Raw genomic sequence first — 24610 nt, forward strand, 5'->3', positions numbered from 1 at the left:
TCTCCTCATTTCCAGCGGGCGATCATGACACGCGTCCCTTTGCCGGGTTCAGATTCAATCGAGAATTCGTTGGAGAGTCTTTTGGCGCCGCCCAGCCCCAGGCCTAGCCCACGACCGGAAGTGAAGCCGTCTTTCAGGGCCTGTTCGATATTGGCGATGCCGGGCCCCTCATCCTCGAAGGTGAGGCGAACGCAGGTGCGGCCGTTGAGCTGTTGGGTCTCCAGCAACATCCGGCCACCGCCCCCATATTCGAGCGTGTTGCGGGCAAGCTCACTGGCGGCGGTGATGATTTTCGTTTGATCGACGAGGTTGAAACCGGATGCAACCGCTGCGCTGCGCACGGCCTGCCGGATACGAACGACGTCTTCGGAGGTTCTTATCTCGCTGGCGTCATGCGTCGTCGTCATCAACTGCGACTTCTTTTCGTAGATCCGGGCGCTGGATCAAGGCCATGCCGCGATCGACATTCAACGCAGTACGTACGCCGTTCAAAGACAGTCCCAGTTCGACAAGGGTGATGGCGACCGCCGGGCGCATGCCAACGACGACCGTTTCGGCATCGAGCATGCGGGAGACCGCGGCGATATTGTCGAGCATGCGGCCGATGAAACTATCGACGATCTCCAGGGAGGAGATGTCGATCAGCACGCCGCTTGCGCCCGTATCGACGATCTTTTTTGTCAGATCCTCTTCCAGGGCCATCGCCAACTGATCGTGCATATCGACCTGGATGGTGACCAGCAGGGCGCTGCCCAGTTTGAGAATGGGTATCCGGTCCATAACAGGGCTCCAGCCTTAAGCGCGATCCGCCGCCGCCTGGGTCTTGCGAACCGCGACGAACTTGTTGGTGCGCTGAAGGGCAACGGCGAATGCATCGGCCAGCGTCGCCTTGGAGACAACATTCAGCTCCACCCCCAGATGCACCATCGTCTGGGCGATCTGTGGACGAATGCCGGAGATGATGCAATCGGCTCCCATCAGGCGGGCGGCGGCAATGGCTTTGAGCAGATGCTGGGCGGTCAGCGTATCGACGGTCGGAACGCCCGTGATATCGAGGATCGCGATCTCTGCGCTTTCATCAACAATGGATTGCAGCAGGTTTTCCATCACGACCTGGGTGCGCTGGCTGTCGAGCGTGCCGATCAACGGCAGGGCCAGGATGCCGTCCCACAGTTTGACCACAGGGGTCGAGAGTTCGGCGATTTCCTGCTGCTGGCGGACAATCACTTCCTCACGCGTATGCTGATAGGTCTGCATCGTATGCAGGCCAAGGCTGTCGATAATCAGACTGATCTGCCAGATATCGTGGGTGTCGACGTCGCCGTTCGTCACCTTGTTCAGCACTTCGAACAAAGCCTGTTTCAGCGAGAAGACGAAGGTTGCGGTCTCGGTCGGCGAAAAGCCCTGGATCGCACGGGACCGGGAAATCTCGCTCAGCTTATCGCGGGCGGTGCGGTCGCTGTTATTCTTGGTGGCGGGATCGCTGCTGAAGATGCCTTTGAAGGCAGTCAGCAGATCACGACATTCGGTTCGAAGTTCAACTTCCTTAAGGCGCCCGGACTGCAGCATGCCGTCGGCCGTCAGAAGCTTCAGCCATTCGGTCAGGATATCCTGTTCGTGGTCGCTGACCATCGCAGTCAGATTCAATCGATTTTCGCTAGACATGAAAATGCATCCCGGCGCGCAAAAAAGGGTCGTGTAGCTAAACCTCAAATTTCTCTTTTGACTACAAAGACTTCGTCAAAAAATCGCTTTCAAAAAAAATAAAATATTTTCCGGCTATTCGATGGAACCGATGGCATGGGTTAGGCGTTTTTTTTGATTTACTGCAATTTTCTAAAGGAGATTGAGCCCTTCCTTCAGATGCATCTGGCGCTTTTGGGCGGCGATCCGGAAGGGGGCGTTTGGCGCTCCGTAGCCACGATAGCCTGACCGACGCTCGCAGATCTCGAAGAAGAAACCTTCCCCGAAAGTCTGGCTGTAGAGGTGGAAAAATTCCCCTGCATCATCGCGGTCGTAAAGAATGCCCAGACCCTGCATGCGCGCGATAAGCGCGTCGCCCAGCTGATAACGGGCGTCCAGGTCGGCGTAATAGTTTGCGGACACGGTGAGCGGCTTAAAACCGGCAGTCTTCAAAGCAGTGGCCGTCGCGAAGATATCGTCTGTCGAAAAGGCGACGTGCTGGATGCTCGATCCGAAGGATTCCGAAATGAAATGCCCAGCCAATGTGTTCCGGTTCTCCGCCCCATTGAGTGTCAGGCGCAGGGCGCCATCGGGGCTTTCGATCACCTGGCTGCGGATCAGCCCGGCCGGATCGACGATATCGACCATCGGGGTCTTCTGCGCCTTGACCAGCGAGCGGTAGAAGAGGATCCAGGTCAGCATCTCCTCATAGTTCATCGTCTGGGCAATATGGTCGATCCGTCCAAGCCCAGCGCCCGTGACAGCGGTGGCTTCCAGGGCAAAATCCTTCTCCCAGATCGCGCCAAGGTCGGCAGAGGCATCGAGCAGATAGATGATCCCACCGCCCACGCCCCGAATGGCGGGCAGCTTGGCCTCGCCGGGGTTCGACGGCTGCTCGAACGGCATGGCGCCCAACAGGCGCGCCCGTTCTACCGTTGCTGCGGCATCCGTCACCTTGAGGGCGATGGCATAGGCCGAGGTGCCGTGCAGCGCGAAGGAGGAATGGGCGAAGCCGTCGCGCGCTGTATTGATCAGCAGATTGATGCCGCCCTGACGATAGAGGGTGACATCCTTTGTGCGATGTCGTCCGGCTCGCTGGAAACCAAGCGCCTCAACCAGCGCCACAAGGTCCTTTGCCTCTTTCTCGCTGGTCGCGAATTCGACGAACTCGACCCCCTCGACCTCGGTGCGCGGCGGCAGAGGGGGCATGGGGACGGGCAGGGCCGGTTCCTCTTCCTTCACCTGCTCGCCCAGGAACAGCAGGGAGCGATAGCCGTCGACGGCTATCGACTTCGGCGATCCACCCCGGAACTGGTCGTTGAAGATCTCCAGCGACCAGGGGCCGTCATAGCCGGTGGCGACCACGGCGCGCATAAAGTCGGTGACCGGCAGATCGCCCTGGCCCGGCATCATGCGCAGATGGCGGCTCCATTGCAGCAGATCCATCTCGATCAGCGGCGCGTCGGCCAGCTGGACCAAAAAGATGCGGTCGCCTGGAATGGCGCGGATCGACTGCGGCGAGATCTTGCGCGACAGGGTGTGGAAACTGTCTAGGATCAGGCCGATGTTCGGATGATCGGCCCGGCGCACGATTTCCCAGGCGTCACGGTGATCGTTGACGAAGCGGCCCCAGGCCAGCGCTTCGTACCCGACCCGCAGGCCACGCTTTGCCGCCCGCTCGCCCAATTCGTTGAAGTCCGCCGCCGCCCGGTCGATCCCACCCAAAGCCAGCGGCGAGATGCTGGAGCAGATCAGCATCAGGTCGGTGCCAAGCTGCTGCATCAGGTCGAACTTGCGCTCGGCCCGGTCGAAGGTGCGCGCCCGATGGCTATCCGGCATGCCTTCGAAATCGCGGAACGGCTGGAAGACGGTGATTTCCAGTCCGTGGTCCCGCGCCATGCGGCCGATATCCTGCGGGCTGCCGTCGAAGGTCAGGAAATCCTGCTCGAAGATCTCGACCCCGGCATAGCCGGCGGCAGCGATAGCGGCGATCTTCTCCTGCAGGTCGCCGCTGATCGAAACGGTCGCAATCGAGGTTTTCATAGGGCCGCCTCCTGCTGTGTCTTCAAGGCACGCCGCAACGCGCCGCTGTCGATGTCCTGACCGGTGAAGATGCGGAAGGCGTCAATCCCCTGGTGCAGGAATAGCTCGTAGCCGGTCATCACATGCAGGCCTGCGCGACGCGCGGCCTGGACAAACAGCGTTTCGACAGGGGTATAGACGGCATCGAAAGCCCAGACGCCCTGGCGCAGCTTCCCGTCCGGGAAAGCCGACCCCGGCACGCCTTCCATGCCCAGCGGGGTGCAATTGACCAGCCCGTCGGCGCCGTCCATCGCCTCTTCCACCGATCCGGCGAGGATCAGCATCATCGAGGGGAAGTGGCTACGTACCCGATCCGCCAGGGCCTGAGCCCGTGCGGCGTCACTGTCATAGATCGCGAGGCTTCGGGCGCCCAGCCGCCCCAGGGCCGAGGCCGTGGCCTTGCCGACGCCGCCCGCCCCGGCCATCGCCACATGGCCCGGCTTGGCGATGCCGAAATTCTCGCGGAAAGCCGCGACGAAACCGGAGTTATCGGTATTGAAGCCGCGCGGTGTGGGGGCTTCGAAAATCACTGTGTTGCAGGCGCCCACGGCCTCGACATCGGGATTGTCCAGGGTGACGCGGCCGACGGCCTGCTCCTTGAAGGGATAGGTCACATTGACCCCGCGAAAGCCCTCGTCGCGGCAGCTGTCGAACACTTGATCGAAACTCTGACCACGCTCGGCGGGGATCAGAAGCTCATAGGTGATGGTCAGCCCGCACATCGATCCGGCGGTCCGATGCAGCATTGGTGATTTGGATGCGGCGATATTTCCGCCGATTAGCCCCAGCCGTACAACCGACATGAGCGCTTTCCCCTCCCTTGGATGAAGGGAGATTTGCACTCAAAGCCTTCGGTGTTCAACCGCTATATCAATTTTCATCAGATATTTTTGATTATACCAGACGATATCACCGGATCTTTTTTTGAGCCAAAGCGTGGGTGACACCGCCTGCCACATGGGCTTTCAGAACCTTGGTGGCGGTGGTCGCATCCCGATCCAGGGCGCAGTCGAGCAGGGCCTTATGCTCCTTGTCGGCAATCCCGCCGCGATAGGAGAGGGCGATCACCTGATAGCGCAGATATTTGTCGAAGATCGCGGCATGGGTCTCGATCAGGATGCGCGATCCGCAGGCCGAGATCAGGGCCTGATGGAACTGCCAATCGTAGCGTTTCCAAGGCTCGACGGCGGTGGGATCGCCCGCGGCCATCTTCGCCTCCATGCGGGCGAGCTTGTGGTGGGCAGCCACCACCCGGCCTTCCCACTCAATGTCGCCGATGGCGAAGGACAGCTCCAGCGCATAACACTCCAGAAGTTGCCGCAGGGCCGCGATTTCCTTGAGGTTGGCGGCGGAAACCGGGAAAACCTCGAAGCCTTTTTGCCCCTCCGCGCTGACCAGCTGCTCGGAAGCGAGGCGGTTCAGGATTTCGCGCAAAGTGCTGACGCCGATGCCGTAATCGGCTTTCATGCGCTCCAGCTTCAGCTTCTGCCCCGGTGCTAGACGGCCGAACAGAATGTCGCTGCGGATGCGGCGATAGGCGCTATCGCCAACAGTCTCCGGATCGAGTGGCGGCAGGGCCAGCGGGCGATCCTCGCCCAGCAGGCCCTGGCCGACCGTATGGTCGACGCAATGCTGGATATGGGCGGCGATGATGGCGATAGCTTTATTGGCATCGCGGGCGAGGGCGCATTCCAGCAGGGCCTGATGTTCGCTCGCCGCATCTGCCCCCCGGAAGACCACGGCCACCATCTGATAACGCAGGTAATGGTCATAGATCGTGCCGTAGGTTTCCAGCAGGGCCTGGGAGCCGCAGGCCGAAATCAGGGCCTGATGGAACTCGCGATCATAACGTTTCCAAAGCTCGGTATCGTCCCGGTCGCCGGCCAGCATCCGGCGTTCCATCTGGGCTAGCTTATGGTGGGCAGACACCACGGCGCCTTCCCATTCCAGGTCGGCGGCGGCGAAGGATGCCTCCAGCGCAAAACTTTCCAGCAGGCGGCGCAGGGAGGCAACCTCGCGGAATCCGGCAGGAGAAACTGGCGCTACTTCGAAACCTTTCTGGCCTTCGGCGATCACAAAGCCTTCGGACGACAGGCGGGACAGGATTTCGCGCAAGGTGCTGACGCTGGCGCCATAGGTTCCGGTCATCTGGTCCAGCTTCAGACGCTGTCCGGGCTTCAGGCGGCCGAAAATGATATCGCCACGGATCTGCTGAAACCCCTTCTGGGCGATCGTCAGCGGAAGTTCGGTTGACGAACTTTCGATATCGACCGCCTTGGTTTTCTGCCGTTTCTGCGCCGCTTCAGCCAAAATTCTGTTCCGTTCATGCATCCGATAAAGTCAAAAATATCGGATAAAAGAGAAATTGCCTATTGCCCGATAGGGGCGCCGGGGCAATAGTTTGCCAAAAATCGCCCCCTCAACGCAGGGATCCACTGGGAGGATACAACCATGACTTTTGTTCCGTTTCGTCGCTCGTTACTCGCCTTGACTGCCGTTCTCGCGCTTGGTTCTTCGACCGCCGTTCTGGCCCAGTCGAAACCGCAGCTGCGTTTCTCCGCCGTTTTCTCCGAGCAGGATATCCGTGCGGAGATGACGAAGAAGTTCGCCGAAGAGATCAAGGACAAGTTCGCGTTCCAGCCCTATTACGGCGGCAATCTCTTCAAGCAGGGCACCGAGCTGGTGGCCATGCAGCGCAATAACCTGGAGATGGGCAATATCGCCCCGCAGGATATCGCCAACCAGATCCCCGAATGGTCCATCGTGACCTCGGCCTACCTCTTCCGCGACGTCGATCACCTGAAGAAGGTGATGAACAGCGAGGTCGGCGATCAGCTCAAGAAGCTTGCTTCCGATAAGCTGGGCATCCGTGTCCTCGGGACGACCTATTTCGGTGCCCGCCATGTGGGCCTGAAGTCGAATAAGGATATCAAGACCCCGGCCGATCTGTCGGGTGTCAAGCTCCGCATGCCCGCGGGTGAAGCATGGCAGTTCCTGGGCAAATCCATCGGCGCCAACCCGATCCCCATGGCCTATGCCGAGGTTTATACCGGCCTGCAGACCGGAGCCATCGACGGGCAGGATAATCCGCTGCCGAATGTCGAGAACATGAAGTTCTATGAAGTGATGTCGCAGGTGGTCCTGACCTCGCATCTCGTCGGCTTCGATGTGCTGGTCATCTCCAACAAGGTATGGGACGCCATGTCGCCCGCCGATCAGAAGGCTTTCCAGGCGTCCGCCGATAAGGTCATTGATTGGAGCAACGAGCAGCATGTGAAGCGCGAAAAGGAACTGGCCGACTTCTTCAAGGGCAAGGGCCTCAAGGTCTACGAGCCCGATCAGGCCGCCTTCCGCAAATATGCGCAGCAGCAGTATCTGACCTCGAACCTCGCCAAGAGCTGGCCCGCCGGAATGGTCGACAAGATCAACGGCATGTAATCTGCTGGGGGTGTCGCCACGCGCGACACCCCCTCGCGATTTTCTGGATCGGAACTTCCTATGGCGTTTGAAACTGCCTCGCTGTGCAGCTGGTTGCACAAGCGGGCGGAGGACGTGTCTGTCGCCCTTATGGCGACCATGTTCTTCGCTTTTCTCGCCCAGATTATCCTGCGGTATCTGACCGATTTTCCAATTGGCTGGACCTCTGAACTCACCATCGTCTGCTGGCTGTGGCTCGTCCTTTGGGGGGCGGTCTTCGTTGTCCGGGATGAAGAGGAGATCCGCTTCGATCTGATCTATGGATCGCTCGGGCGACGTACTCGCCGGGTGGTGGTGATGCTGACCTCTCTGTCGTTGATCGTGCTTTACACGATCTCGCTGCCCGCCGTTGTCGACTATGTGACCTTCATGAAGGTGCAGAGGTCCGACTATCTCGGCATCCGCTTCGACTTCCTCTTCTCGATCTACGTCCTCTTCGCCGTCGCGACCATCATCCGCCAGATCTTTATTGGCTGGAATGCCATCCGGCGCAGCGGGATCGATGCGTTCGATCCGACCAAGGCAGGATCCGGCATATGAATCTCACCAGTCCCTTTTCCCTCTGCCTCTTCACTATCACCGGCCTGAGCCTGCTGGGTCTGCCCATCGGCCATTCGATGATCGGCGGTTCGATCCTTTATCTGTTGCTCGCCGGACTCGATATGGGGACGGCGGCCGAACAGCTGCTGAATGGGCTCTACACCAGCTATATCCTGCTGGCGGTACCGCTGTTCATTCTGGCGGCGGAGCTGATGAACCTCGGCAGTATGACTGAACGTCTGCTGGCGTTCTGTAACGCCATCGTCGGCCGTTTCCGGGGCGGTCTTGCCCATGTGAATGTGCTGCAGAGTATCATCTTCGCGGGCATGTCCGGCTCGGCCATCGCCGATGCTGCCGGTACCGGCAAGATGATGCAGAAGATGATGACCGACGGCGGTCGCTATCCGGGGCCGTTTGCGGCGGCCCTGACCGCAGTGACCGCCGTCATCGGTCCGATCATTCCGCCCTCTATCCCGATGGTGATCTACGCCCTCGTGTCCGATGCCTCCATCGGCTACCTGTTCCTGGGCGGCGTCGTTCCCGGTCTGTTGATGGGGCTGGCGCAGATGGGGATCATCAGCTGGCGGGCCAAGGCGCGGAACTGGCCTGTCGAAGAAGCGGTTCCTTTACGCGATCTGCCGGGCATCACCTGGCGGGCCTTCCCGGCCCTAATGATGCCGGTGGTGCTGCTGGGCGGCATCTATGGCGGCATCACCACCCCGACCGAAGCGGCAGCGGTGGCGGCGGCCTATGCCTTGCTTATCTCCGTCCTGCTCTATCGCAGCGTTGGTTTCCGCGATTTCTATAAGTCGATGCTGGTCAGCGCCAAATCGACCGCCTCCATCGGGATGCTGATCGCGGGTGCCCTGGTCTTCAATTACGTCATCACAGTCGAGAATATCCCCGACACGCTGCGGGTGTTCCTGGCGGGCTGGGACCTGTCGCCCATTGGCTTCCTGATCCTGGTCAATCTGATCCTGCTGGTGCTGGGCTGTGTGCTGGAGGGCACCACCATCCTGCTGATCGTGGTGCCGGTCTTCATCCCGACCGCCCAGGCGCTGGGGATCGACATGGTGCATTTCGGTGTCGTCGTGGTGGTGAACATCATGATCGGCCTGATCACGCCGCCCTACGGCCTGCTGCTCTTCATCATGACCAACATCACGGGCGAGCCGCTGAAGGAGATCGTGAAGGAGTGCATGCCGTTCCTGCTGGCGATGCTGGTGGCCCTGATCGCCATGACCTTTGTGCCGGAAATCGTCCTCTGGCTGCCACGTCTTGCCGGGTATGAGGGGTAATGTAATGGCAAAGCCGATCTATATCCTGAACGGTCCAAACCTCAATCGCCTTGGCACGCGCGAGCCGCATATCTATGGCTCCACCACTCTGCCGGAAGTGGAGGCCCAGTGCCGCGACGCTGGCGCCGGCCCGCTGGAATTCCGCCAGACCAACAGCGAAACGCAGCTCATCGACTGGGTGCATGAGGCCATCGATGAAGGGGCGGGGATCATCATCAATCCCGCCGCCTATACCTTCACCTCCATCGCGCTGCTGGATGCCCTGAAGATGTTCCCCGGCCCGATCATCGAGCTGCATATCTCCAACATCCATAAGCGGGAGGAGATCTATCACCACTCGCTCGTTTCCAAGGTGGCGACGGCGGTGATCGCGGGGCTGGGACCAAAGGGCTATACGGTCGCCCTGGGGGCCATGCGCGGCATGCTTTCCTAAAACGAACAGGGCGATGCTTCGGCGTCGCCCTTTGACCGTGCGGGTGCCGTCCCCATATCCTGTCCTGGCAAACAAAGGAGAGGGTGATGACCGAGACCAAGGCCTATCCGGTGATGCGCAGCGATGCGGAATGGCGGGAGATGCTCACGCCCGAGCAATATCGCATCATGCGGCAGCATGGGACGGAGCGGCCCGGATCCTGCGCCTTGCTGACGGAAAAGCGCGCAGGCACCTTCACCTGCGCCGGCTGCGGTAAGCCGCTGTTCGAGACGAAGTTCAAGTTTGAAAGCGGCACCGGCTGGCCCAGCTTCAACGACCCGGTGGAAGGTTCCGTCGAAACCACCATCGACCGCAGCCATGGCATGGTTCGGATGGAGGTCCATTGCGCGACCTGCGGCAGCCACCTCGGCCATGTGTTCGAGGACGGCCCGCCGCCCAGTGGGCTGCGCTATTGCATCAACGGCGTTGCCATGGATTTTAGACCCGAATAGCGGTTTTCCGTCGCCGATCATCCTGCACCGCCAGGGCAAAGACGCCCATGCCTGCCACGGCCAGCAGCGCCCCGACCCAACCGGTTGAGGCAAAGCCGTAGCCGGCGGTGATGGCAAGGCCGCCTAGCCACGCGCCCAGGGCATTGGCGATATTGAAGCCGGAATGGTTGAGGGCGGCGGCCAGCGTCTGGCTGTCCGCTGCCACATCCATCAGGCGGATCTGCAGGGCAGGGCCGATGGCGATCCCGCAGCCGCAGAGGAAGACGCAGGCCGATAGGGCGTAGGGGTTGCTGGCGGTCAGCCACAGCAGCGTCTGGAAAAACGCGCTCCAGATCAGGGTGCCGCCGATGGTCTTCATCAGGGATTTATCGGCCAACCACGCGCCCGCCAGATTACCCAAAACGCAGCCTAGACCAAAGAGCGTCATGATCATCGGAACGAGGTAAGTCGGCATCATCGCCACTTCGGTGGCGGTGGAGGCGATATAGCTGAAGACCGAGAAGAAACCGCCGAAACCGACCGCGCCCACCCCCAGCGTCAGCCAGATCGATTTCCGTTTGAAGGCGGCGAGTTCGCGCAGGGGACTTGCGCCTGGCCGCACCTTGTCCTGGGGCAGGAAGAACCATATCAGCGCCACGGTCAGAATGCCGATACCGCCGACGATGCCAAAGGCCAGGCGCCAGCTCAACTCCTGACCAAACCAGGTGGCGACCGGCGTGCCGACGAGGGTCGCGATGGTCAGGCCGGTCATCACCCGGGCAACCGCCTGGGTCCGGCGGTTGGGGGCGACCATTGAGGCGGCGACCAGGGCGGCGACCCCGAAATAGGCGCCATGGGGCAGGCCGGTGAGGAATCGCAGGAAGACGAAGGACAGATATCCCGGCGCAAAAGCGCTCACCAGATTGCCGACGGCGAATATCGCCATCAGCAACAGCAGTAGATGGCGGCGCGTCAGTTTGGCCGCCAGCACAGCGATGATCGGCGCCCCGACGACCACCCCCAATGCATAGGCGCTGATTGCATGGCCCGCCTGGGGCGTGGTGACACCGAGGCCGGTCGCGACATTGGGCAGCAGGCCCATGATTGCGAACTCCCCGGTCCCGATCCCAAAGCCGCCCATCGCCAGGGCCACCTCCACCAGCGCCCGCGCCGTGGGCGATAGGGGGGCATGAGGGGAAGATTGGGTGGCTGTGGTACTGGTGGACATCGGGACCGCTTCCGAATCGGAGTTTTGGGTAGCATAGCTGACCCTTCAAATGGCGCAGTCAAAAAAAGACGCCAGGAGTAGCTGCAAGGGAAACCCATTACATCGATAGAATACGGTTGGTTCGGCGGGGTGTTAATAAAAACTCATCACAAAGGTTAATGTCGCTGATAAGATTTTAATTAATTATGTAGGGGTGCCCCCAAGCGAAGTAGCTTGAGGCGCAGTTTTCCGCGCTCTTCATCGATTTTGATTCCGGGTTTCAGTCGTTCGGGTTTCTTCTTAATGGGCGCGCAAATTTTCATAAGGCGTCGATTGTCTCTCGACAATGTTGATGAGGTGAAGAATATTCTCGCGGAATCGATTTTCTAACAGGCAGGATGGCGACAGATGGACGGCGGAAACTTAATTGCACAGCTGCAACCGCTCCTTTTGAGCCAATCCTCGGAAGCCCAGGCCATCGGCCGGATCGACACCGTGACCGGTCAAGGCACGATCACCCGAGTCGACGGTTCCGTCTCGCCAGCCCTTAAGGGAACCCCGGTTTACCAGGGGGATATGGTCGAGACGACCAAAGGTGGCAAAGTGGGTATCGTCTTTGTCGACAACACCACCTTTGCGCTGGGCGAAAGCGGCCAGATGCGCCTGGACGAGCTGGTCTATAACCCGCAGTCGAAGGCGGGCGCCCTAGGGCTGTCGATGCTCAAAGGCGCCTTTGTGCTGGTGACGGGCGAGATTGCGCCCTCCAGCACCGATGCCATGACCATCCGCACCCCGGTCGGCACCATCGGCATCCGTGGCACCAAGGTCGCCGGCGGAATCGATGCCGAAAACGGCCTCGTCCTCTCTCTGCTCCCCGATCCCGTCGGTCGCCCCGCCGCTATCGTGGTCTCGAATGCCGCCGGTACCCAGTTCATCACTGAAGCCAATACCGGTCTGCAGATCTCCAGCTACAACAGCGCGCCGACGACTCCGCAGCCGATTGCGACCCTGCCGGGGGCTCTCAATGACGTGCTGGCTCAGGTGCTGGCCTTTGTCGACGGCATCGTTGGCGATCAGATCGTTCAGGCCATCCAGCAGGTAGCCGACGCGCAGTCTGCCGAACGAGCGGCAGCGGTTCGTGATGCGACGGCCCAAGCTGCTGAAAGTACAGCGGCTGCGCGCCCATCTGAAGGGGCGGATGGAACGGTCAAGGTCGTGGTGACGACACTTGATGGGGTGTCGCTCGATTTTCTGGATGAAACCCCGGATAATGCGGCGACCCCTAGTTTTGAGACATATACACCGGGTGCCACGTCAGGATCCTCCGGACGTGGCAGCGGCGTCGTCGGTCGCGGCAACACCAATACCGGAAATGGCCAGGGTGGCAACGGTGGCGACAATGGCGGGGACAATGGCGACGGCGACGGCGGCGACGGTGAAGAGCCGGGTCCTGGTCCAGGGCCGGGTCCTGGTCCAGGGCCTGATCCCGTCACTCCGACCTTGAACGGTAGCCTGATAATCGGCACGCATCGTGATGAAGTGCTGATCGGCACGGTCGGTGCGGATAAGCTCTATGGCATGGGAGGCAGCGATCTTATTCTAGGTTTGACCGGTGCTGACTATATCGACGGTGGTGACGGTAACGATATTATGGCGGTGGGCCGCCTCGGCTACGATAGTTGCGATGGTACCCCGTCAATGACGTCAACGGTCATCGGCGGCGCCGGTAGTGACACGTTGATCGGGTTCTTGACCGAGGCGACGAGTGGCGGTCATGTCGCTTTCGATGTGGTCCTCGACAGCGTCGAGTTTGTGATGGTTGACGTCACAGCCATGACGGCTATTCCCGATCAGACGTTCCAGCAGATTTATATCGGTGCCGGCGTTCTGGATGCCGCACCGCAGATCGAGCTTTATTCGATTGCGACCAACCCCGCGGTCACATTCCACGTCAGCACCGGCGAGGACTATTATACTCCCTATACGGGTACAAAGGGGCTGAAGCTTAACGCCGCGGCTATCGGCAACGACATGGTCATCACCGGTACCGCAAATGCGGACGTGATCACCGGCGGCTATGGCAATGACGAGATATCCGGCGGCGCTAGTACAGATAAGCTGTGGGGCGGGGCTGGTAACGACACGCTGGATGGTGGCGTCTTCAATGACACCCTTATTGGCGGCAGCGGTAACGATTGGCTGGCGGGCGGCGCGGGGAGCGATGTGCTTTCAGGCGGTTCCGGCAATGATTTGCTGATCGGCGGTTCCGGTCACGATAAGTTCATCGGCGCAGCGCTGGGCACCGATTCTTTCTACTACCACAGCAAGCTGGACGGTAATGACACGATCGAAAATTTCGTGTCGGGCCAGAACAGTTTTTGGTTCAACCAATATAGTGATTTCGACCCGAGCGCGGTCTCGAACTTCATCACCATGGCGGGCGGTGCCGACTACGATGGGACTGGCGGATCAAGCGCGCCGCGTTTCGTCTTCTGGGATAACGGCAGCGGCGGCGGAAAGCTCTATTATGACAACAATGGGAGCATTCCAGGCGCTGGTTACATGGTGGCGATCATCGAAAATGGTCAGGTGACGGCGGGTGATCTTCATATGTCCACCCCGCCGAGCATGCCTGCCTGACCCGAGGCATTGCTGGACTAGGGGCGGGGAATATTGCCCTATGAGCGGGCAATTCCCTTTCCCATGAGTGGTTCAGCCGATGGTTTCCCAGCCCGCCTTCCCCATCAGTATCGACGATATCGAAGCCGCCGCGCGCCGGATCACGGGCGAGGCGGTGCGCACCCCGCTGCTGCGGTTTCCTGCGCTCGATGAATTGACCGGTGGCCGCATTCTCATCAAACCGGAGATGCTGCAGCGGACCGGATCCTTCAAATTCCGTGGCGCCTATAACGCCCTCTCGTCCCTCTCCGATAACGAGAAGAAGGCCGGGGTCGTCGCCTGGTCGTCGGGAAATCATGCTCAGGGGGTAGCCCTCGCTGGACGGTTGCTGGGGATCCCGACCGTCATCGTTATGCCCGCCGATGCGCCGCAGCCGAAGATTGCTGCTACGCGTTCCTATGGCGCCGAAGTCGTGACCTATGATCGCTGGTCCGAGGATCGCGAGGCTATTGGCCGCAAGATTGCCGCGGATCGGGGAGGGGCGGCAATCATCCCGCCTTTTGATGACGTGCGGATCATCGCGGGCCAGGGCACCGTGGGGCTGGAGATCGCGGCCGACGCCAAGGCGATGGGGCTGGCGCTGGATGAGGTGGTGGTGAATGTTTCCGGTGGGGGGCTGATTGCCGGTGTCGCCACGGGTGTGCAGGCCAGCATGCCTTCAACAAAGGTCTTTGCAGCCGAGCCCGAGGGTTTTGACGATCACGCCCGCTCGCTCCGGGCCGGGGAGCGACTGAAGAATCCATCGGGGGCGTCTTCGATCTGCGACGCCTTGCTGTCGCCGGTTCCAGGAGAGATCACCTTCACTATTAACAGCCGTCGGCTGGCGGGCGGCTATGTCGTCAGCGACGAGGAAGTATTGCAGGCGATGGCCTATGCGTTCCGCACGATGAAGCTGGTCGTGGAGCCAGGGGGCGCTGTGTCGCTGGCGGCCCTGCTGTCAGGAAAGATATCTGCGAAAGGCCGGACGATTGCCCTGGTCTTGAGCGGCGGCAATGTGGATCCCGAACAAACCGCGCGCGCCTTAGCTCTTTAGAACCTAAACGAACTCTAAAGCGAACCGCGCAAACAAAAACCCCCGCCGGACGGGGCGGGGGTTTTGGGCTGACGACAGGGCGGGCGTCAGTTGTAGTAGTGCAGCAGCGCCGGATCTTCGACGGGGCGCTCGGTCGGCGGCAGGCTCATGCCTTGCTGTGCCTGCAGTTCCGTCAGGAAACGGATGTGGCCGGAGAAGACCTTGAGGATGCCACGGACAACGGGGTCCAACTTGGCAAGGCGCTTATCGAGATAATCGCGCGGCAAAGCCTTAACAACGGTTGTCTGAACGGCGCGGACGCTCGCCATGCGTTCGGCGCCGTCAATGATCGACATTTCGCCGAAAATACCGCCAGCGCCAATACGGCCGACAACTACCGGGAAGCCGTCCCCACCGATCTTGAAAACTTCAACAAGGCCAGATTCTACAATGTAGAACTGATAACCTTTCTCACCCTCTTTAATGATGACGTCATCAGGGTGATAGATACGGCGATCCATAATTGTATGTCTTGGGGACATGTTAACCACCTTTTGCCTGTAACGTCAGTCTGTGTGTTGCAGGGGATTTGTCTCACCCCTCGAACCCTACGACAATTATATAAAATGCCGAGCAGCCATGAGTCAAATGCATTTAAAAACCGTTAACGAGATTAACGATTTCGGAAGGACGTTAACTTTTCTCCTTTCCATGGGTAGGCAAAAAGTAGGGTGGGGTGAGGAGAAGTTTTCAAGCGACAGCGATGGTGAAGGAAATTCGTCCTTCTCTTGACGGAAGGAAAGAAAGCGAAAAAAAAGCGGCTGAAATCATCAGCCGCTCTTTCGGTTCTCTTGGCGTCGCATCTGCAGATCAGGGCGACGCCGCAGGGAGTGAGATTAGTTCAGCTTGGCTCGCTATCGTTGCTGACCTTGACTGCCGGCTGCGGAATATTGAAACCCTGCTTAAGCTGCAGATCGCTCAGAAATCGGATGTGGCCGACGAACACTTTAAGAATGGCGCGGACGACCGGATCGGCCTTGGTCAGGCGCTGGTCGAGATAATCGCGCGGGAAAACCTTGACGGTCGTCCCCTGTACGGCCTTGACGCTGGCCATGCGCGGGCTGTCGTCGATGATCGCCATCTCACCGAAGATACCGCCCGGCCCGACGCGGCCCAGGACCATGGGTTTGCCGTCCGTGTCGATCTTGAAGACTTCGACCATGCCGCTTTCGACGATATAGAAATGATACCCCTTCTCGCCCTCCTTGAGGATCGTCTCCTCGGGGCCGTACATGCGGCGGTCGATAATTACGCGATCCGTAGGGGCCATGCTTAAAACCTCATTCCAAAGGCGCCGCGAAAGTCGGCGTTGTCGATGATCGCGCCCCTGAGGTCGGCATCCTGCAGGATGGCGCGTCTGAAACTTGCACCCGACAGGTCAGCACCGCGAAGATCGCAGCCCGACAGATCGGCTTCGTCGAAGATGCCATAGGCCAATTTGGCGTTGGCCAATTTTGCACCTTTTAGTTTAGCGTTCGCAAGATTTGCACCAATAACGGCTTCTTTTTTCCCTGCGATCTTAAGATGCCCCAGGTTCGCTTCGCTTAGGTCGGCTGCATTCAGTTTGGCGCGTTGAAGATTGGCGCCGCGCAGGTCGGCCTTAATCAAAATGGCGCCTGTCAGGTCCGATCCGCCAAGATCGGCTGCCGTGAATTGGGTGCCTTTGAGGTTCATGCGAGACATAACGCAGGCCCGCAGCATTGCAGCGGATACGTCCTTTCCCGCGATGTCGCATTCAGTGATGTCCAGGGTCGACAGGTCCAGTTGCGCGCCCCGACGGCCAACATTGTCCAGCCAGACGAGATGCTCTTCGATCATCTTGCTGATCTTCTTGGGCAGATCGGTCGGTTTGGCAGTGAACACGATACCGGTCTTGTCGCAGGTCGCAAGCTGGCTTTCTTCGAAGACGGCGGTCGCGAGGTTGGCGCCCGCCAATCGTGCCCCGGCCAGATTGGCGCCTGTCAAGTCGGTGCCGATCAACCGGGCGCCGGACAAATTCACGCGTGAAAGATCGGCGCCCTTAAGATTGGCGCCCGACAGATCGGTAAAGGCGATATCGGCATCCGTCAGGTTGGCGCCAGACAGGTTGCTGTCGGTCATCAGCGTGTCGCGGATCAGCGATTTACCGGCAGCGGGTAGCTCCATGGGGCGGGCGCCCATGCCTTCGCGTTTTGCTTCGGCATTATGGGCGACCAGATTGCCATCTTCGTCCGGCACCAGCATCGTTCCGCCCTGGAGCTTAGCATTCTGCAGCTTGGCACCCTGGAGGTCGGATGAGCGGAGGATCGCACCGCGCAGATCGGCCCCCGTCAGATCGGCTTTCGACAGGTTTGCTCCGCGTAGATCACCGGAATAGAAGTTGGCTTCTTTCAGTGATGCTTTTGTGAAGTCTCCATTGATGAACAGGCTGCCAGGAGCGTCCATCGTGTCAAAATTCTTTTCAGCAAAGCTGAGATTGCTGAAGTCGCAGCGGTTGAAGCTGACCACTTCGACCCCGCGATCCTTGTTGCGAATTTTTTCGAGCTGCTCGCAGTAGCGGTCGATGACCTCTTGGGAGATGCTACGTTTTTCAATAATGCGTGCCATGCCCTACTCCGCTGCCCTTCTGGCATCTTCCGGTGTAACATCACCGTGATAAGAACGCTAACTTGATCATTCCGCCTGCGTGATGTCCGAGAGGTTAACAAAAGATGAAGGCCATGGAAATCTACGAAGTGTATGTCCGGCCCGATCAGGAGTGGAAAATGTTGGCCTCGTTTGAGACAGAGGCGGATGCCATTGGGTATGTGAAGAACCTTGTTGCACGGCGGAAAGTCTCTTGGCGTGTAGTGAAAGAGCGCTTTGACCCCGTGTCGGAAACCTTTGTTGGCCGTCGAGTGCTTCAGGAAAAGATTTTTGAAGATCAGGGCATTGCTGGCAAAGGGCCAGCCGCCAAGGCGCGGGAAATGGAACGCCTGGTCGAAGAGCGTCAGAAGCGCGTGACGGGCGGTACGCTCGGGGTGATCACCCCTAACGAAGCGGAAGACGACTCTACAGTTTTTGAACGTTTCGTGATGATGCGCCGCAAAGAATCTAAGGATAAGGGCGAGCCGGGCGACAAGTGAGCGTCGGAATGGATCCGGCTCTTGTTCTGCGGCCTCTAGACGCAGGTGACCTCGATCTTATCTGCACGCACCGCCGCTTGATGTTCGGCGAATCCGGGCGTCCTGCCGAGGTATTGGCGGCGATGGCGGATCCTTTCAGGGCCTGGCTGACGCCCCGTCTTGCCGACGGCAGTTACTTCGGATGGGCGATCGAGAGCGGCGGTGACGTGGTCGCGGGCCTGGGCATGATGGTGATCGACTGGCCCCCTCACCCCAGTCATCCGACCGATGGGCGGCGCGGCTATATCCTAAATGTGTTCGTGGACCCATTACATCGTGGTCGTGGGTTGGCCAAACGCCTGATGGCGGAGGCAGAGGCCGAAGCGGAACGGCGCGGGCTTTCTTACCTTATTTTGCACGCGACGAAAGCCGGTCGCCCGCTCTATGAAGGTCTGGGATGGGACGCGACAAGCGAAATGGCAAAACTTCTGCCGATAAGCCGCTAAAGCTGGCGCCGCCCGACTTCACCATGGAGTCGGCGCTGGGTGGGCGTGTGGCCGGTGTTGACGAGGTGGGCCGAGGACCCCTGGCTGGTCCTGTCATGGCTGCTGCGGCCATTCTGGATCCGGTTCTCATGCCGCCGGCGCTGCTCGGGCGTCTTGCCGATTCCAAAGCCCTCAATGAGGCCCAGCGTACCGAGATTGCCCTGGGCCTACGGGCTGAGGCGGGACGGTCGATCTGGTTTGCCGTGGCGGCAGCCAGCGTTGCGGAAATCGAGCGGATCAACATCCTGCAAGCCACTTATCTCGCGATGCGCCGGGCGGTGGCGCGCCTGCCGGTGGCGCCCGATCATCTGCTGATCGACGGTAATCGCCTGCCGCCGGGGATGCCCTGCCCGGGGACGGCGGTGGTGAAGGGGGATGCGCGCTGCCTGTCCATCGCCGCTGCCTCGATCCTGGCCAAGGTGCTGCGGGACGAGGGGATGAAGCGGCTTGCCCTGCGCTATCCGGCCTATGGTTGGGCGCGCAACGCCGGATATCCGGTCCCCGATCATCTGTCCGCTTTGCGGCTTTTTGGTGTAACGCGGCACCATCGGAAGAGCTTCGCGCCGATCCGTGATCTTTTGGCCGCAACCCCTGTGGAACCCAAGACTTAGCGATGGGAAGTTCATCCAACACTATAGCTGGGGACAACTCCGAAGGCTTCACTTTCACATAATCGACTAAGTAGCTGATTTGTTGAAAAAATATTCTTGACGGTCATACGGTGTCATGCACATGCTCGGCGGTATGACGAGCCATGACACACTTCCTCTCAACCGGATCCTGGTTGGAGATTGCATCGAAAAGCTGCGGGACATTCCCGATAACAGCGTCGACGTTGTCTTTGCCGATCCTCCCTACAATCTCCAGTTGGGCGGCGATCTGACCCGCCCGGACAATAGCCGCGTCGACGGCGTGGATGCAGAGTGGGACAAACTGGGGGATTTCCAGGCCCATGACGCCTTCGCCAAGCAGTGGCTGGCCGAATGCCGCCGGGTTCTGAAGGAAGACGGCACCATCTGGGTGATGGGCTCGTATCATAATATCTTCCGCCTCGGCACGATCCTTCAGGACCAGGGTTACTGGATGCTGAACGACGTGATCTGGCACAAATCCAACCCGATGCCGAACTTCCGCGGACGCCGTTTCACCAACGCGCATGAAACGCTGATTTGGGCAGCAAAATCAAAGACTAGCAAGTACACCTTCAACTACGCGGCCATGAAGATGGCCAATGATGATGTACAGATGCGGTCCGACTGGACCCTGCCGCTCTGCACCGGTGCCGAACGCCTGAAGACCGGCGGTCGCAAGCTGCATCCGACGCAGAAGCCCGAGGCGCTGCTCTGGCGGGTCATTATGTCCTCGACCCGGACCGGCGATGTGATCCTCGATCCCTTCTTCGGCACCGGCACCACCGGCGCCGTCGCCAAACGCCTGCACCGGAACTTCATCGGTATCGAGCGCGATCCGGCCTACGCCATGGCCGCTGCCGCCCGTATCGACTCGGTGCTGCCGGCGTCGAAGGAAGCGGTGACGATTACCCCGGCGCGGCGCGATGAACCGCGGGTTCCGTTCGGCAATCTCGTCGAACGCGGGCTGATCCGCCCCGGCGAGACTTTGTTCGATCTCCGCCGCCGTTATACCGCCCGTGTCCATGCCGACGGCAGCCTTGCCTCGGACGCAGCGCGCGGCTCCATCCATCAGGTTGCAGCACAATTGCAACATCTGCCCAGCTGCAACGGCTGGACTTTCTGGCACATCGAGCGTCAAGGCCGTCCGGTCCCGCTCGATGCCCTCCGAACCACGATCAGAGAAGGTATCGACGCATGACCGGTCAATTGTACGAAAGCACGGCCCGCAAGCCGATGTCTGTGAAGGCTGTGGATAGTCAGGTGATGCTGACCGTCCGTGTGGAAGCCGATCTGGAACGCCGTCTGGCGGATCTGGCCCGCGCCACCGGCCGTACCAAGAGCCACTATGCCCGCGAAGCGATCCAGCGTCTGCTGGCCGAAAAGGAAGCCTCGCTGCGCGATGCCGTGGGTCTGCCGCGCTTCCAGCCGGTAATCCGCTAGGGATTCTTTGCGCTCGCCTATCGGGCTTTGGCCTACTTGAGGCGGGTTTGCATTGGTCTACTTGAGGCGTGAAGACTGAAGGACTTTATGTTGGTGGTAATGCAGCTAACGGCGCTTTGTGCTCCCGGAAGCGCACGTTCACTAGGTTCGTCGGGAGCCCCTTCCTCCCCCGACTGCCCCGGTTCGAAAGAGCCGGGGCTTTTCTTTTGGGGCATATTCCAAAGAGACCTCGTCATCCCAGGGCTCATTGGGGATTTTACCCCCTGAACGCCGCGATCAGCCGCCTGGCGGCTCCTGTGGGAGACAGGCGGCCGGAGCGAACGTCGCCCAGCAGGCCCGGTAGCTCGGCCCCGACCTTCGGTGCGGCTTTAAGATCGCTGACCAGCGCATCGGTGACCTCGGCCCAGAGGCGACCCACGGCCTGTTCTTCCCGCCGCGTCTGCCACAGGCCCTCGCGCTTCATGGTTTCGGCATAGGCGCCGATCTTCTGCCAGACTTCGGGCAGGCCCATGCCCGTGGCGGCGCTGGCGGCCAGGACCGGCGGGCTCCAATGTTTGCTGGCCGGGCGCAGCAGATGCAGGGCGGCACGATAATCGGCCACGGCGCGGGTAGCGGCATTGGCCAGATCTCCGTCGGCCTTATTGACGACGATCAGATCCGCCAGCTCGACGATACCCTTTTTGATGCCCTGCAAATCATCGCCCGCGCCCGGTTGCAGCAGTAGCAGGAACACGTCCGACATGTCGGCGACGGCGGTTTCCGACTGGCCGACCCCAACCGTTTCGATGATCACCACGTCGTATCCTGCGGCCTCGACCGCCAGGATGCTTTCGGCCGTGCGCCGGGCGACGCCGCCAAGGGTCCCGCCGGAAGGGGAGGGGCGGATAAAGGCGCCCTCGTTGCGGGCCAGATGCTCCATGCGGGTCTTGTCACCCAGGATCGAGCCGCCGGTCCGGCGCGAGGAGGGATCGACGGCCAGCACCGCGACCTTGTGGCCCTGCTCGATCAGATATAGCCCGATGCTCTCGATGAAGCTGCTTTTGCCGACGCCAGGAACGCCCGAGATGCCGACGCGGATCGCGCCGCCGGTATGGGGCGACAGCTGGTCGAGCATAGCCTCGGCCTGGGTGCGATGGTCCGGGCGGCTCGATTCGATCAGCGTAATCAGACGCGCCAGCGCCCGGCGGCGCCCGGCGAGTACCTCATCGAGAAGCGGTAGGTCTGGCATGCTCGGTCCTAAGAAAAAGGGCCACCCTGGCGGGGCGGCCCTTATGTCCCACGCGATTGGCGCAGAGCTTAGCTGACGAGGGCGCCCAGCATCCAGATCGTCTTGTCATGGAACGCGACGCGCTCGGTCGCCAGATCGGCCGAGACGCTATCGTCCACGGCCTCGGCAGCTTCGATCACAGTGCGCGCCGAGGCGGCGGCGGTCTTGTGATCCTTCAGCAGGTTCTCGACCATCTCGGTCCACTTGGGCTGGCCGCCGGTGCTCTTGACCGACGACAGCTTGGAGAATTCATCGAACGAAGCCGGGGTGATCTGACCCAGGGCGCGGATCCGCTCGGCCACTTCGTCGATGGCGGGGGCAAGCTCGTTGTACTGCTCCTCGAACATCTTATGGAGGGCTGCGAAATGCTCGCCCTTCACGTTCCAGTGGTAGGCCTGGGTCTTGAGGGTCAGGATGTAGCTGTCCGCCAGCAGGACCGAGAGCTTATCGGCAACGTCTTTGGTGGTGTTCTTGGCGGCCATGGGGTGTCTCCTTGGGATTTTTCTTTTAGAATAATTCTAATATAGTGCGGAAGCAGGCTCCTGTCCAGCCTCTGGCGCTTCAGGTGTGTCCTGTTCGCGCGCTTCAAGCTGTTGGGCCCACATCCGGGAATAAACGCCATTCAGGGCCAAAAGATCCGCATGACGGCCCCGTTCTGCGACCTGCCCGTCTTCCAGCACGATAATCTCATCCGAATTCACAATCGTGGATAATCGGTGCGCAATGATCAGCGTGGTGACGCCCGTCGATACTTGATCGAGACTCTCCTGAATGGCTTTTTCGGTCTTGGTATCGAGGGCGGAGGTTGCCTCGTCGAAAATCAACACCCGGGCGCGTTTCAGGATGACGCGGGCGATGGCGACGCGCTGCTTCTCGCCGCCCGACAGCTTCAAGCCGCGCTCGCCAACCTTGGTCTGATAACCGTCGGGTTGCTGGATGATGAAATCATGGATGCGCGCCAGCTTGGCGGCATTCTCGACCTCTGCCGGGGTGGCATCGGGGCGACCGTAGAGGATGTTGTAGAAGATGGTGTCGTTAAACAGGACCGTGTCCTGGGGAACGATGCCGATATTCTGGCGCAGGCTGGTCTGCCTGACGTGCCGGATATCCTGACCGTCGATGCGGATGGCCCCGGCGGTGATGTCGTAGAAGCGATAGAGCAGGCGGGACAGGGTGGATTTGCCAGCGCCGCTCGATCCCACTACGGCGACGGTATTGCCTGCCGGAATGCTGAAGCTGACACCCTTCAGCACCTCGCGCCGGACGTCATAGGCGAAATGCACATCCTCGAAGACGACTTCGCCGCCGCCCGGCTGCATGTCCGTGGCATCGGGTTCGTCCGCCACCTCGCGGTCGACCCGCAGTAGCGAGAACATCTGCTCCATATCGGTCAGGGACTGGCGGATCTGGCGATAGACGAAGCCCAGGAAATTGAGCGGCAGATAGAGCTGGATCAGATAGCCGTTCACCAGCACGAAGTCGCCAACCGTCATCGTGCCGTTCACGACCCCCTGACCCGCCATGATCATGACGGCGATCAGACCGGCGGAGATGATGATGCCCTGGCCGACGTTCAGGGCCGAGAGGGTGGTCTGGCTTTTGACCGCCGCCCCTTCATAAGCCTGAAGCGCGACATCGAAGCGGCGGGCTTCGTGCTCCTCATTGCCGAAATATTTGACCGTCTCGTAGTTCAGCAAACTGTCCACGGCTTTGGTGGAGGCTTCCTGGTCCTTCTCGTTCATCTCGCGCCGATATTTCGTGCGCCATTCGGTGACCGCGATGGTGAAGACAATATAGCCGATGATCGTCACGAAGGTGACGATGGCGAATTCGGCGGCGTACAGGCTCCAGAGAATGCCGCAGACCAGCAGAATCTCCAGCAGCGTCGGCAAGATGTTGAACAGCATGAACTGCAGCAGGAATTCGATGCCCTTGGTGCCGCGCTCGATGGCGCGCGACATGCCGCCGGTCTGCCGGTCCAGATGGAAGCGCAGCGACAGCGCATGCAGATGCCGAAACGTCTCCAGCCCCACGCGACGGATTGCCCGCTGGGAGACTTTGGCGAACAGGGCATCGCGCAATTCTCCGAAGGCCTGGCTGACCACGCGCAGCAGCCCATAGCCCACGATCAGAGCCACGGGCAGCACGATGGCCGCGACGGCGCCGGTCTTGGGTGTCAGATCGTCGATGATCCATTTCAGACCCATCGGCACCTGAACGCTGAGGATCTTGGCCGCCAGCAGGCACAGCAGCGCTATCACCACGCGGGTCTTCAGCTCCGCTTCGCCCTTGGGCCAGAGATAGGGGGCGAGGGTGCGGATCGGGCTGGGCGGCTTGGGATTGGAACTGGACACGCTAAGGCTTCCTCGGCTTACGCTGGCGCGGGGGATGGCAATCGTTCGGACGTAACAGACCATAGGGGATGCTCGTCGTCCTGCCCATTATTTAGGATGCGGCCTTGTGGATAACGAGGGGGCGGGCTCAACCTCTTCTGGCGGCGTATCCTCATAAGAACTCGTCATCCCGGACTTGATCCGGGATCTCGCGTAGACGGACCGCGTCGAGAGGCCGGGCTGAGGTCGGCCACACGAGATCCCGGCTCTACGGCCGGGATGACGGTTCTTGTTTGAAATGAGAGGCGGATAAAAATCAATTCTACAGGATGAATTAAACAAAAATTTCATCCTGTAGGAAGGTGGACG

The 24610-nt window shown here is 60.3% G+C and carries 25 protein-coding genes; 12 read left to right on the forward strand and 13 right to left on the reverse strand.

Going from position 1 to position 24610, the window contains the following annotated elements; genetic code table 11:
- Positions 1 to 5: 5 nt before the first annotated feature.
- From ACFSM5_RS03310 to ACFSM5_RS03335, 6 genes are all read right to left on the reverse strand, one after another.
- The gene (locus tag ACFSM5_RS03310) at positions 6 to 407 is read right to left on the reverse strand and encodes an anti-sigma regulatory factor (RefSeq protein ID WP_379874814.1); all 402 of its coding nucleotides are present in this window, start codon (positions 405 to 407) and stop codon (positions 6 to 8) included.
- Positions 391 to 780 carry an STAS domain-containing protein gene (locus ACFSM5_RS03315; RefSeq protein WP_379874815.1) on the reverse strand — a complete coding sequence of 130 codons (390 nt, stop codon included), beginning with the start codon at positions 778 to 780 and terminating at the stop codon, positions 391 to 393. Before ACFSM5_RS03315 ends, ACFSM5_RS03310 begins: the two co-directional genes overlap by 17 nt.
- Before the next feature lie 15 nt (positions 781 to 795).
- Complete coding sequence (locus ACFSM5_RS03320) at positions 796 to 1665, reverse strand: STAS domain-containing protein (RefSeq protein WP_379874816.1); 870 nt, start codon at positions 1663 to 1665, stop codon at positions 796 to 798.
- Positions 1666 to 1836: 171 nt separating this feature from the next.
- A complete protein-coding gene (locus tag ACFSM5_RS03325; protein WP_379874817.1) occupies positions 1837 to 3726 on the reverse strand; it encodes a bifunctional sugar phosphate isomerase/epimerase/4-hydroxyphenylpyruvate dioxygenase family protein in 1890 nt (629 codons plus the stop codon).
- The gene (locus ACFSM5_RS03330; protein ID WP_379874818.1) at positions 3723 to 4568 is read right to left on the reverse strand and encodes a shikimate dehydrogenase family protein; all 846 of its coding nucleotides are present in this window, start codon (positions 4566 to 4568) and stop codon (positions 3723 to 3725) included. Before ACFSM5_RS03330 ends, ACFSM5_RS03325 begins: the two co-directional genes overlap by 4 nt.
- A 106-nt stretch (positions 4569 to 4674) precedes the next feature.
- Positions 4675 to 6075, reverse strand: coding sequence for a GntR family transcriptional regulator (locus ACFSM5_RS03335; protein WP_379874819.1), 1401 nt, complete (start codon positions 6073 to 6075; stop codon positions 4675 to 4677).
- A 141-nt stretch (positions 6076 to 6216) separates the two neighbouring features.
- Here ACFSM5_RS03335 and ACFSM5_RS03340 point away from each other — a divergent pair, with 141 nt between their 5' ends.
- The 5 genes from ACFSM5_RS03340 to msrB all read left to right on the forward strand — a co-directional run bounded on the left by ACFSM5_RS03340 (position 6217) and on the right by msrB (position 10004).
- Positions 6217 to 7203, forward strand: coding sequence for a sialic acid TRAP transporter substrate-binding protein SiaP (locus ACFSM5_RS03340; protein WP_379874820.1), 987 nt, complete (start codon positions 6217 to 6219; stop codon positions 7201 to 7203).
- A gap of 60 nt (positions 7204 to 7263) precedes the next feature.
- Positions 7264 to 7782: a TRAP transporter small permease gene (locus tag ACFSM5_RS03345; protein ID WP_379874821.1), complete on the forward strand. Its 519-nt coding sequence runs from the start codon at positions 7264 to 7266 to the stop codon at positions 7780 to 7782.
- Entirely contained in the window at positions 7779 to 9080 is a 1302-nt protein-coding gene (locus ACFSM5_RS03350) for a TRAP transporter large permease (RefSeq protein WP_379874822.1), read from the forward strand. Before ACFSM5_RS03345 ends, ACFSM5_RS03350 begins: the two co-directional genes overlap by 4 nt.
- Positions 9081 to 9084: 4 nt before the next feature.
- Positions 9085 to 9513 carry a type II 3-dehydroquinate dehydratase gene (locus ACFSM5_RS03355; protein ID WP_379874823.1) on the forward strand — a complete coding sequence of 143 codons (429 nt, stop codon included), beginning with the start codon at positions 9085 to 9087 and terminating at the stop codon, positions 9511 to 9513.
- A gap of 86 nt (positions 9514 to 9599) precedes the next feature.
- Positions 9600 to 10004 carry a peptide-methionine (R)-S-oxide reductase MsrB gene (gene msrB / locus ACFSM5_RS03360; RefSeq protein ID WP_379874824.1) on the forward strand — a complete coding sequence of 135 codons (405 nt, stop codon included), beginning with the start codon at positions 9600 to 9602 and terminating at the stop codon, positions 10002 to 10004.
- Here the strand turns inward: msrB and ACFSM5_RS03365 are convergent.
- Complete coding sequence (locus ACFSM5_RS03365) at positions 9991 to 11211, reverse strand: MFS transporter (RefSeq protein ID WP_379874825.1); 1221 nt, start codon at positions 11209 to 11211, stop codon at positions 9991 to 9993. The two genes, msrB and ACFSM5_RS03365, sit on opposite strands and share 14 nt — an antisense overlap.
- A 387-nt stretch (positions 11212 to 11598) precedes the next feature.
- On the opposite strand from ACFSM5_RS03365, the gene ACFSM5_RS03370 reads away from it, so the two are divergent.
- Both ACFSM5_RS03370 and ACFSM5_RS03375 read left to right on the forward strand, forming a co-directional pair.
- A complete protein-coding gene (locus ACFSM5_RS03370; RefSeq protein WP_379874826.1) occupies positions 11599 to 13830 on the forward strand; it encodes a FecR domain-containing protein in 2232 nt (743 codons plus the stop codon).
- Between the two features lie 79 nt (positions 13831 to 13909).
- Entirely contained in the window at positions 13910 to 14902 is a 993-nt protein-coding gene (locus ACFSM5_RS03375) for a threonine ammonia-lyase (protein WP_379874827.1), read from the forward strand.
- A gap of 86 nt (positions 14903 to 14988) precedes the next feature.
- Here the strand turns inward: ACFSM5_RS03375 and ACFSM5_RS03380 are convergent, their stop codons facing one another.
- From ACFSM5_RS03380 to ACFSM5_RS03390, 3 genes are all read right to left on the reverse strand, one after another.
- Entirely contained in the window at positions 14989 to 15402 is a 414-nt protein-coding gene (locus ACFSM5_RS03380; RefSeq protein ID WP_379874828.1) for a Crp/Fnr family transcriptional regulator, read from the reverse strand.
- Positions 15403 to 15782: 380 nt separating this feature from the next.
- On the reverse strand, positions 15783 to 16211 hold the full coding sequence (locus ACFSM5_RS03385) for a Crp/Fnr family transcriptional regulator (protein WP_379874829.1): 429 nt from the start codon (positions 16209 to 16211) through the stop codon (positions 15783 to 15785).
- Between the two features lie 2 nt (positions 16212 to 16213).
- Positions 16214 to 17527, reverse strand: coding sequence for a pentapeptide repeat-containing protein (locus tag ACFSM5_RS03390; protein ID WP_379874830.1), 1314 nt, complete (start codon positions 17525 to 17527; stop codon positions 16214 to 16216).
- Positions 17528 to 17640: 113 nt separating this feature from the next.
- On the opposite strand from ACFSM5_RS03390, the gene ACFSM5_RS03395 reads away from it, so the two are divergent.
- From ACFSM5_RS03395 to ACFSM5_RS03415, 5 genes are all read left to right on the forward strand, one after another.
- Positions 17641 to 18045 carry a hypothetical protein gene (locus tag ACFSM5_RS03395; RefSeq protein WP_379874831.1) on the forward strand — a complete coding sequence of 135 codons (405 nt, stop codon included), beginning with the start codon at positions 17641 to 17643 and terminating at the stop codon, positions 18043 to 18045.
- Between the two features lie 8 nt (positions 18046 to 18053).
- Positions 18054 to 18530 (forward strand): GNAT family N-acetyltransferase, encoded by a 477-nt coding sequence (locus ACFSM5_RS03400; protein ID WP_379874832.1) that lies wholly within the window; start codon positions 18054 to 18056, stop codon positions 18528 to 18530.
- The gene (locus ACFSM5_RS03405; RefSeq protein ID WP_379874833.1) at positions 18482 to 19180 is read left to right on the forward strand and encodes a ribonuclease HII; all 699 of its coding nucleotides are present in this window, start codon (positions 18482 to 18484) and stop codon (positions 19178 to 19180) included. Before ACFSM5_RS03400 ends, ACFSM5_RS03405 begins: the two co-directional genes overlap by 49 nt.
- A gap of 121 nt (positions 19181 to 19301) precedes the next feature.
- Entirely contained in the window at positions 19302 to 20399 is a 1098-nt protein-coding gene (locus tag ACFSM5_RS03410) for a site-specific DNA-methyltransferase (RefSeq protein WP_379874834.1), read from the forward strand.
- On the forward strand, positions 20396 to 20641 hold the full coding sequence (locus tag ACFSM5_RS03415) for a hypothetical protein (protein WP_379874835.1): 246 nt from the start codon (positions 20396 to 20398) through the stop codon (positions 20639 to 20641). The genes ACFSM5_RS03410 and ACFSM5_RS03415 overlap by 4 nt, the downstream gene beginning before the upstream one ends.
- Positions 20642 to 20897: 256 nt before the next feature.
- Here the strand turns inward: ACFSM5_RS03415 and meaB are convergent, their stop codons facing one another.
- The 3 genes from meaB to ACFSM5_RS03430 all read right to left on the reverse strand — a co-directional run bounded on the left by meaB (position 20898) and on the right by ACFSM5_RS03430 (position 24325).
- A complete protein-coding gene (gene meaB / locus ACFSM5_RS03420; protein ID WP_379874836.1) occupies positions 20898 to 21869 on the reverse strand; it encodes a methylmalonyl Co-A mutase-associated GTPase MeaB in 972 nt (323 codons plus the stop codon).
- 68 nt (positions 21870 to 21937) lie between these two features.
- Entirely contained in the window at positions 21938 to 22390 is a 453-nt protein-coding gene (locus ACFSM5_RS03425; protein WP_379874837.1) for a Dps family protein, read from the reverse strand.
- A gap of 36 nt (positions 22391 to 22426) precedes the next feature.
- The gene (locus ACFSM5_RS03430; RefSeq protein ID WP_379874838.1) at positions 22427 to 24325 is read right to left on the reverse strand and encodes an ABCB family ABC transporter ATP-binding protein/permease; all 1899 of its coding nucleotides are present in this window, start codon (positions 24323 to 24325) and stop codon (positions 22427 to 22429) included.
- Positions 24326 to 24610: the final 285 nt, after the last annotated feature.

This window comes from Lacibacterium aquatile (assembly GCF_042683105.1).
In the GTDB taxonomy this organism is placed as follows: domain Bacteria; phylum Pseudomonadota; class Alphaproteobacteria; order Elsterales; family Elsteraceae; genus Lacibacterium; species Lacibacterium aquatile.

Excerpts from the sequence above, each read along its gene's own strand:
- ACFSM5_RS03425 (WP_379874837.1), bottom strand. The coding sequence starts at position 22,390 with ATGGCCGCCAAGAACACCACCAAAGACGTTGCCGATAAGCTCTCGGTC.
- ACFSM5_RS03315 (WP_379874815.1), bottom strand. The coding sequence starts at position 780 with ATGGACCGGATACCCATTCTCAAACTGGGCAGCGCCCTGCTGGTCACC.
- ACFSM5_RS03390 (WP_379874830.1), bottom strand. The coding sequence starts at position 17,527 with ATGGCACGCATTATTGAAAAACGTAGCATCTCCCAAGAGGTCATCGAC.
- ACFSM5_RS03415 (WP_379874835.1), top strand. The coding sequence starts at position 20,396 with ATGACCGGTCAATTGTACGAAAGCACGGCCCGCAAGCCGATGTCTGTG.
- meaB (WP_379874836.1), bottom strand. The coding sequence starts at position 21,869 with ATGCCAGACCTACCGCTTCTCGATGAGGTACTCGCCGGGCGCCGCCGG.
- ACFSM5_RS03375 (WP_379874827.1), top strand. The coding sequence starts at position 13,910 with ATGGTTTCCCAGCCCGCCTTCCCCATCAGTATCGACGATATCGAAGCC.
- ACFSM5_RS03410 (WP_379874834.1), top strand. The coding sequence starts at position 19,302 with ATGCTCGGCGGTATGACGAGCCATGACACACTTCCTCTCAACCGGATC.
- ACFSM5_RS03395 (WP_379874831.1), top strand. The coding sequence starts at position 17,641 with ATGGAAATCTACGAAGTGTATGTCCGGCCCGATCAGGAGTGGAAAATG.
- ACFSM5_RS03355 (WP_379874823.1), top strand. The coding sequence starts at position 9,085 with ATGGCAAAGCCGATCTATATCCTGAACGGTCCAAACCTCAATCGCCTT.
- ACFSM5_RS03330 (WP_379874818.1), bottom strand. The coding sequence starts at position 4,568 with ATGTCGGTTGTACGGCTGGGGCTAATCGGCGGAAATATCGCCGCATCC.
- ACFSM5_RS03380 (WP_379874828.1), bottom strand. The coding sequence starts at position 15,402 with ATGGATCGCCGTATCTATCACCCTGATGACGTCATCATTAAAGAGGGT.
- ACFSM5_RS03320 (WP_379874816.1), bottom strand. The coding sequence starts at position 1,665 with ATGTCTAGCGAAAATCGATTGAATCTGACTGCGATGGTCAGCGACCAC.
- ACFSM5_RS03405 (WP_379874833.1), top strand. The coding sequence starts at position 18,482 with ATGGGACGCGACAAGCGAAATGGCAAAACTTCTGCCGATAAGCCGCTA.
- ACFSM5_RS03325 (WP_379874817.1), bottom strand. The coding sequence starts at position 3,726 with ATGAAAACCTCGATTGCGACCGTTTCGATCAGCGGCGACCTGCAGGAG.
- ACFSM5_RS03345 (WP_379874821.1), top strand. The coding sequence starts at position 7,264 with ATGGCGTTTGAAACTGCCTCGCTGTGCAGCTGGTTGCACAAGCGGGCG.
- ACFSM5_RS03400 (WP_379874832.1), top strand. The coding sequence starts at position 18,054 with ATGGATCCGGCTCTTGTTCTGCGGCCTCTAGACGCAGGTGACCTCGAT.
- ACFSM5_RS03350 (WP_379874822.1), top strand. The coding sequence starts at position 7,779 with ATGAATCTCACCAGTCCCTTTTCCCTCTGCCTCTTCACTATCACCGGC.
- ACFSM5_RS03365 (WP_379874825.1), bottom strand. The coding sequence starts at position 11,211 with ATGTCCACCAGTACCACAGCCACCCAATCTTCCCCTCATGCCCCCCTA.
- ACFSM5_RS03385 (WP_379874829.1), bottom strand. The coding sequence starts at position 16,211 with ATGGCCCCTACGGATCGCGTAATTATCGACCGCCGCATGTACGGCCCC.
- msrB (WP_379874824.1), top strand. The coding sequence starts at position 9,600 with ATGACCGAGACCAAGGCCTATCCGGTGATGCGCAGCGATGCGGAATGG.
- ACFSM5_RS03430 (WP_379874838.1), bottom strand. The coding sequence starts at position 24,325 with ATGGTCTGTTACGTCCGAACGATTGCCATCCCCCGCGCCAGCGTAAGC.
- ACFSM5_RS03310 (WP_379874814.1), bottom strand. The coding sequence starts at position 407 with ATGACGACGACGCATGACGCCAGCGAGATAAGAACCTCCGAAGACGTC.
- ACFSM5_RS03340 (WP_379874820.1), top strand. The coding sequence starts at position 6,217 with ATGACTTTTGTTCCGTTTCGTCGCTCGTTACTCGCCTTGACTGCCGTT.
- ACFSM5_RS03370 (WP_379874826.1), top strand. The coding sequence starts at position 11,599 with ATGGACGGCGGAAACTTAATTGCACAGCTGCAACCGCTCCTTTTGAGC.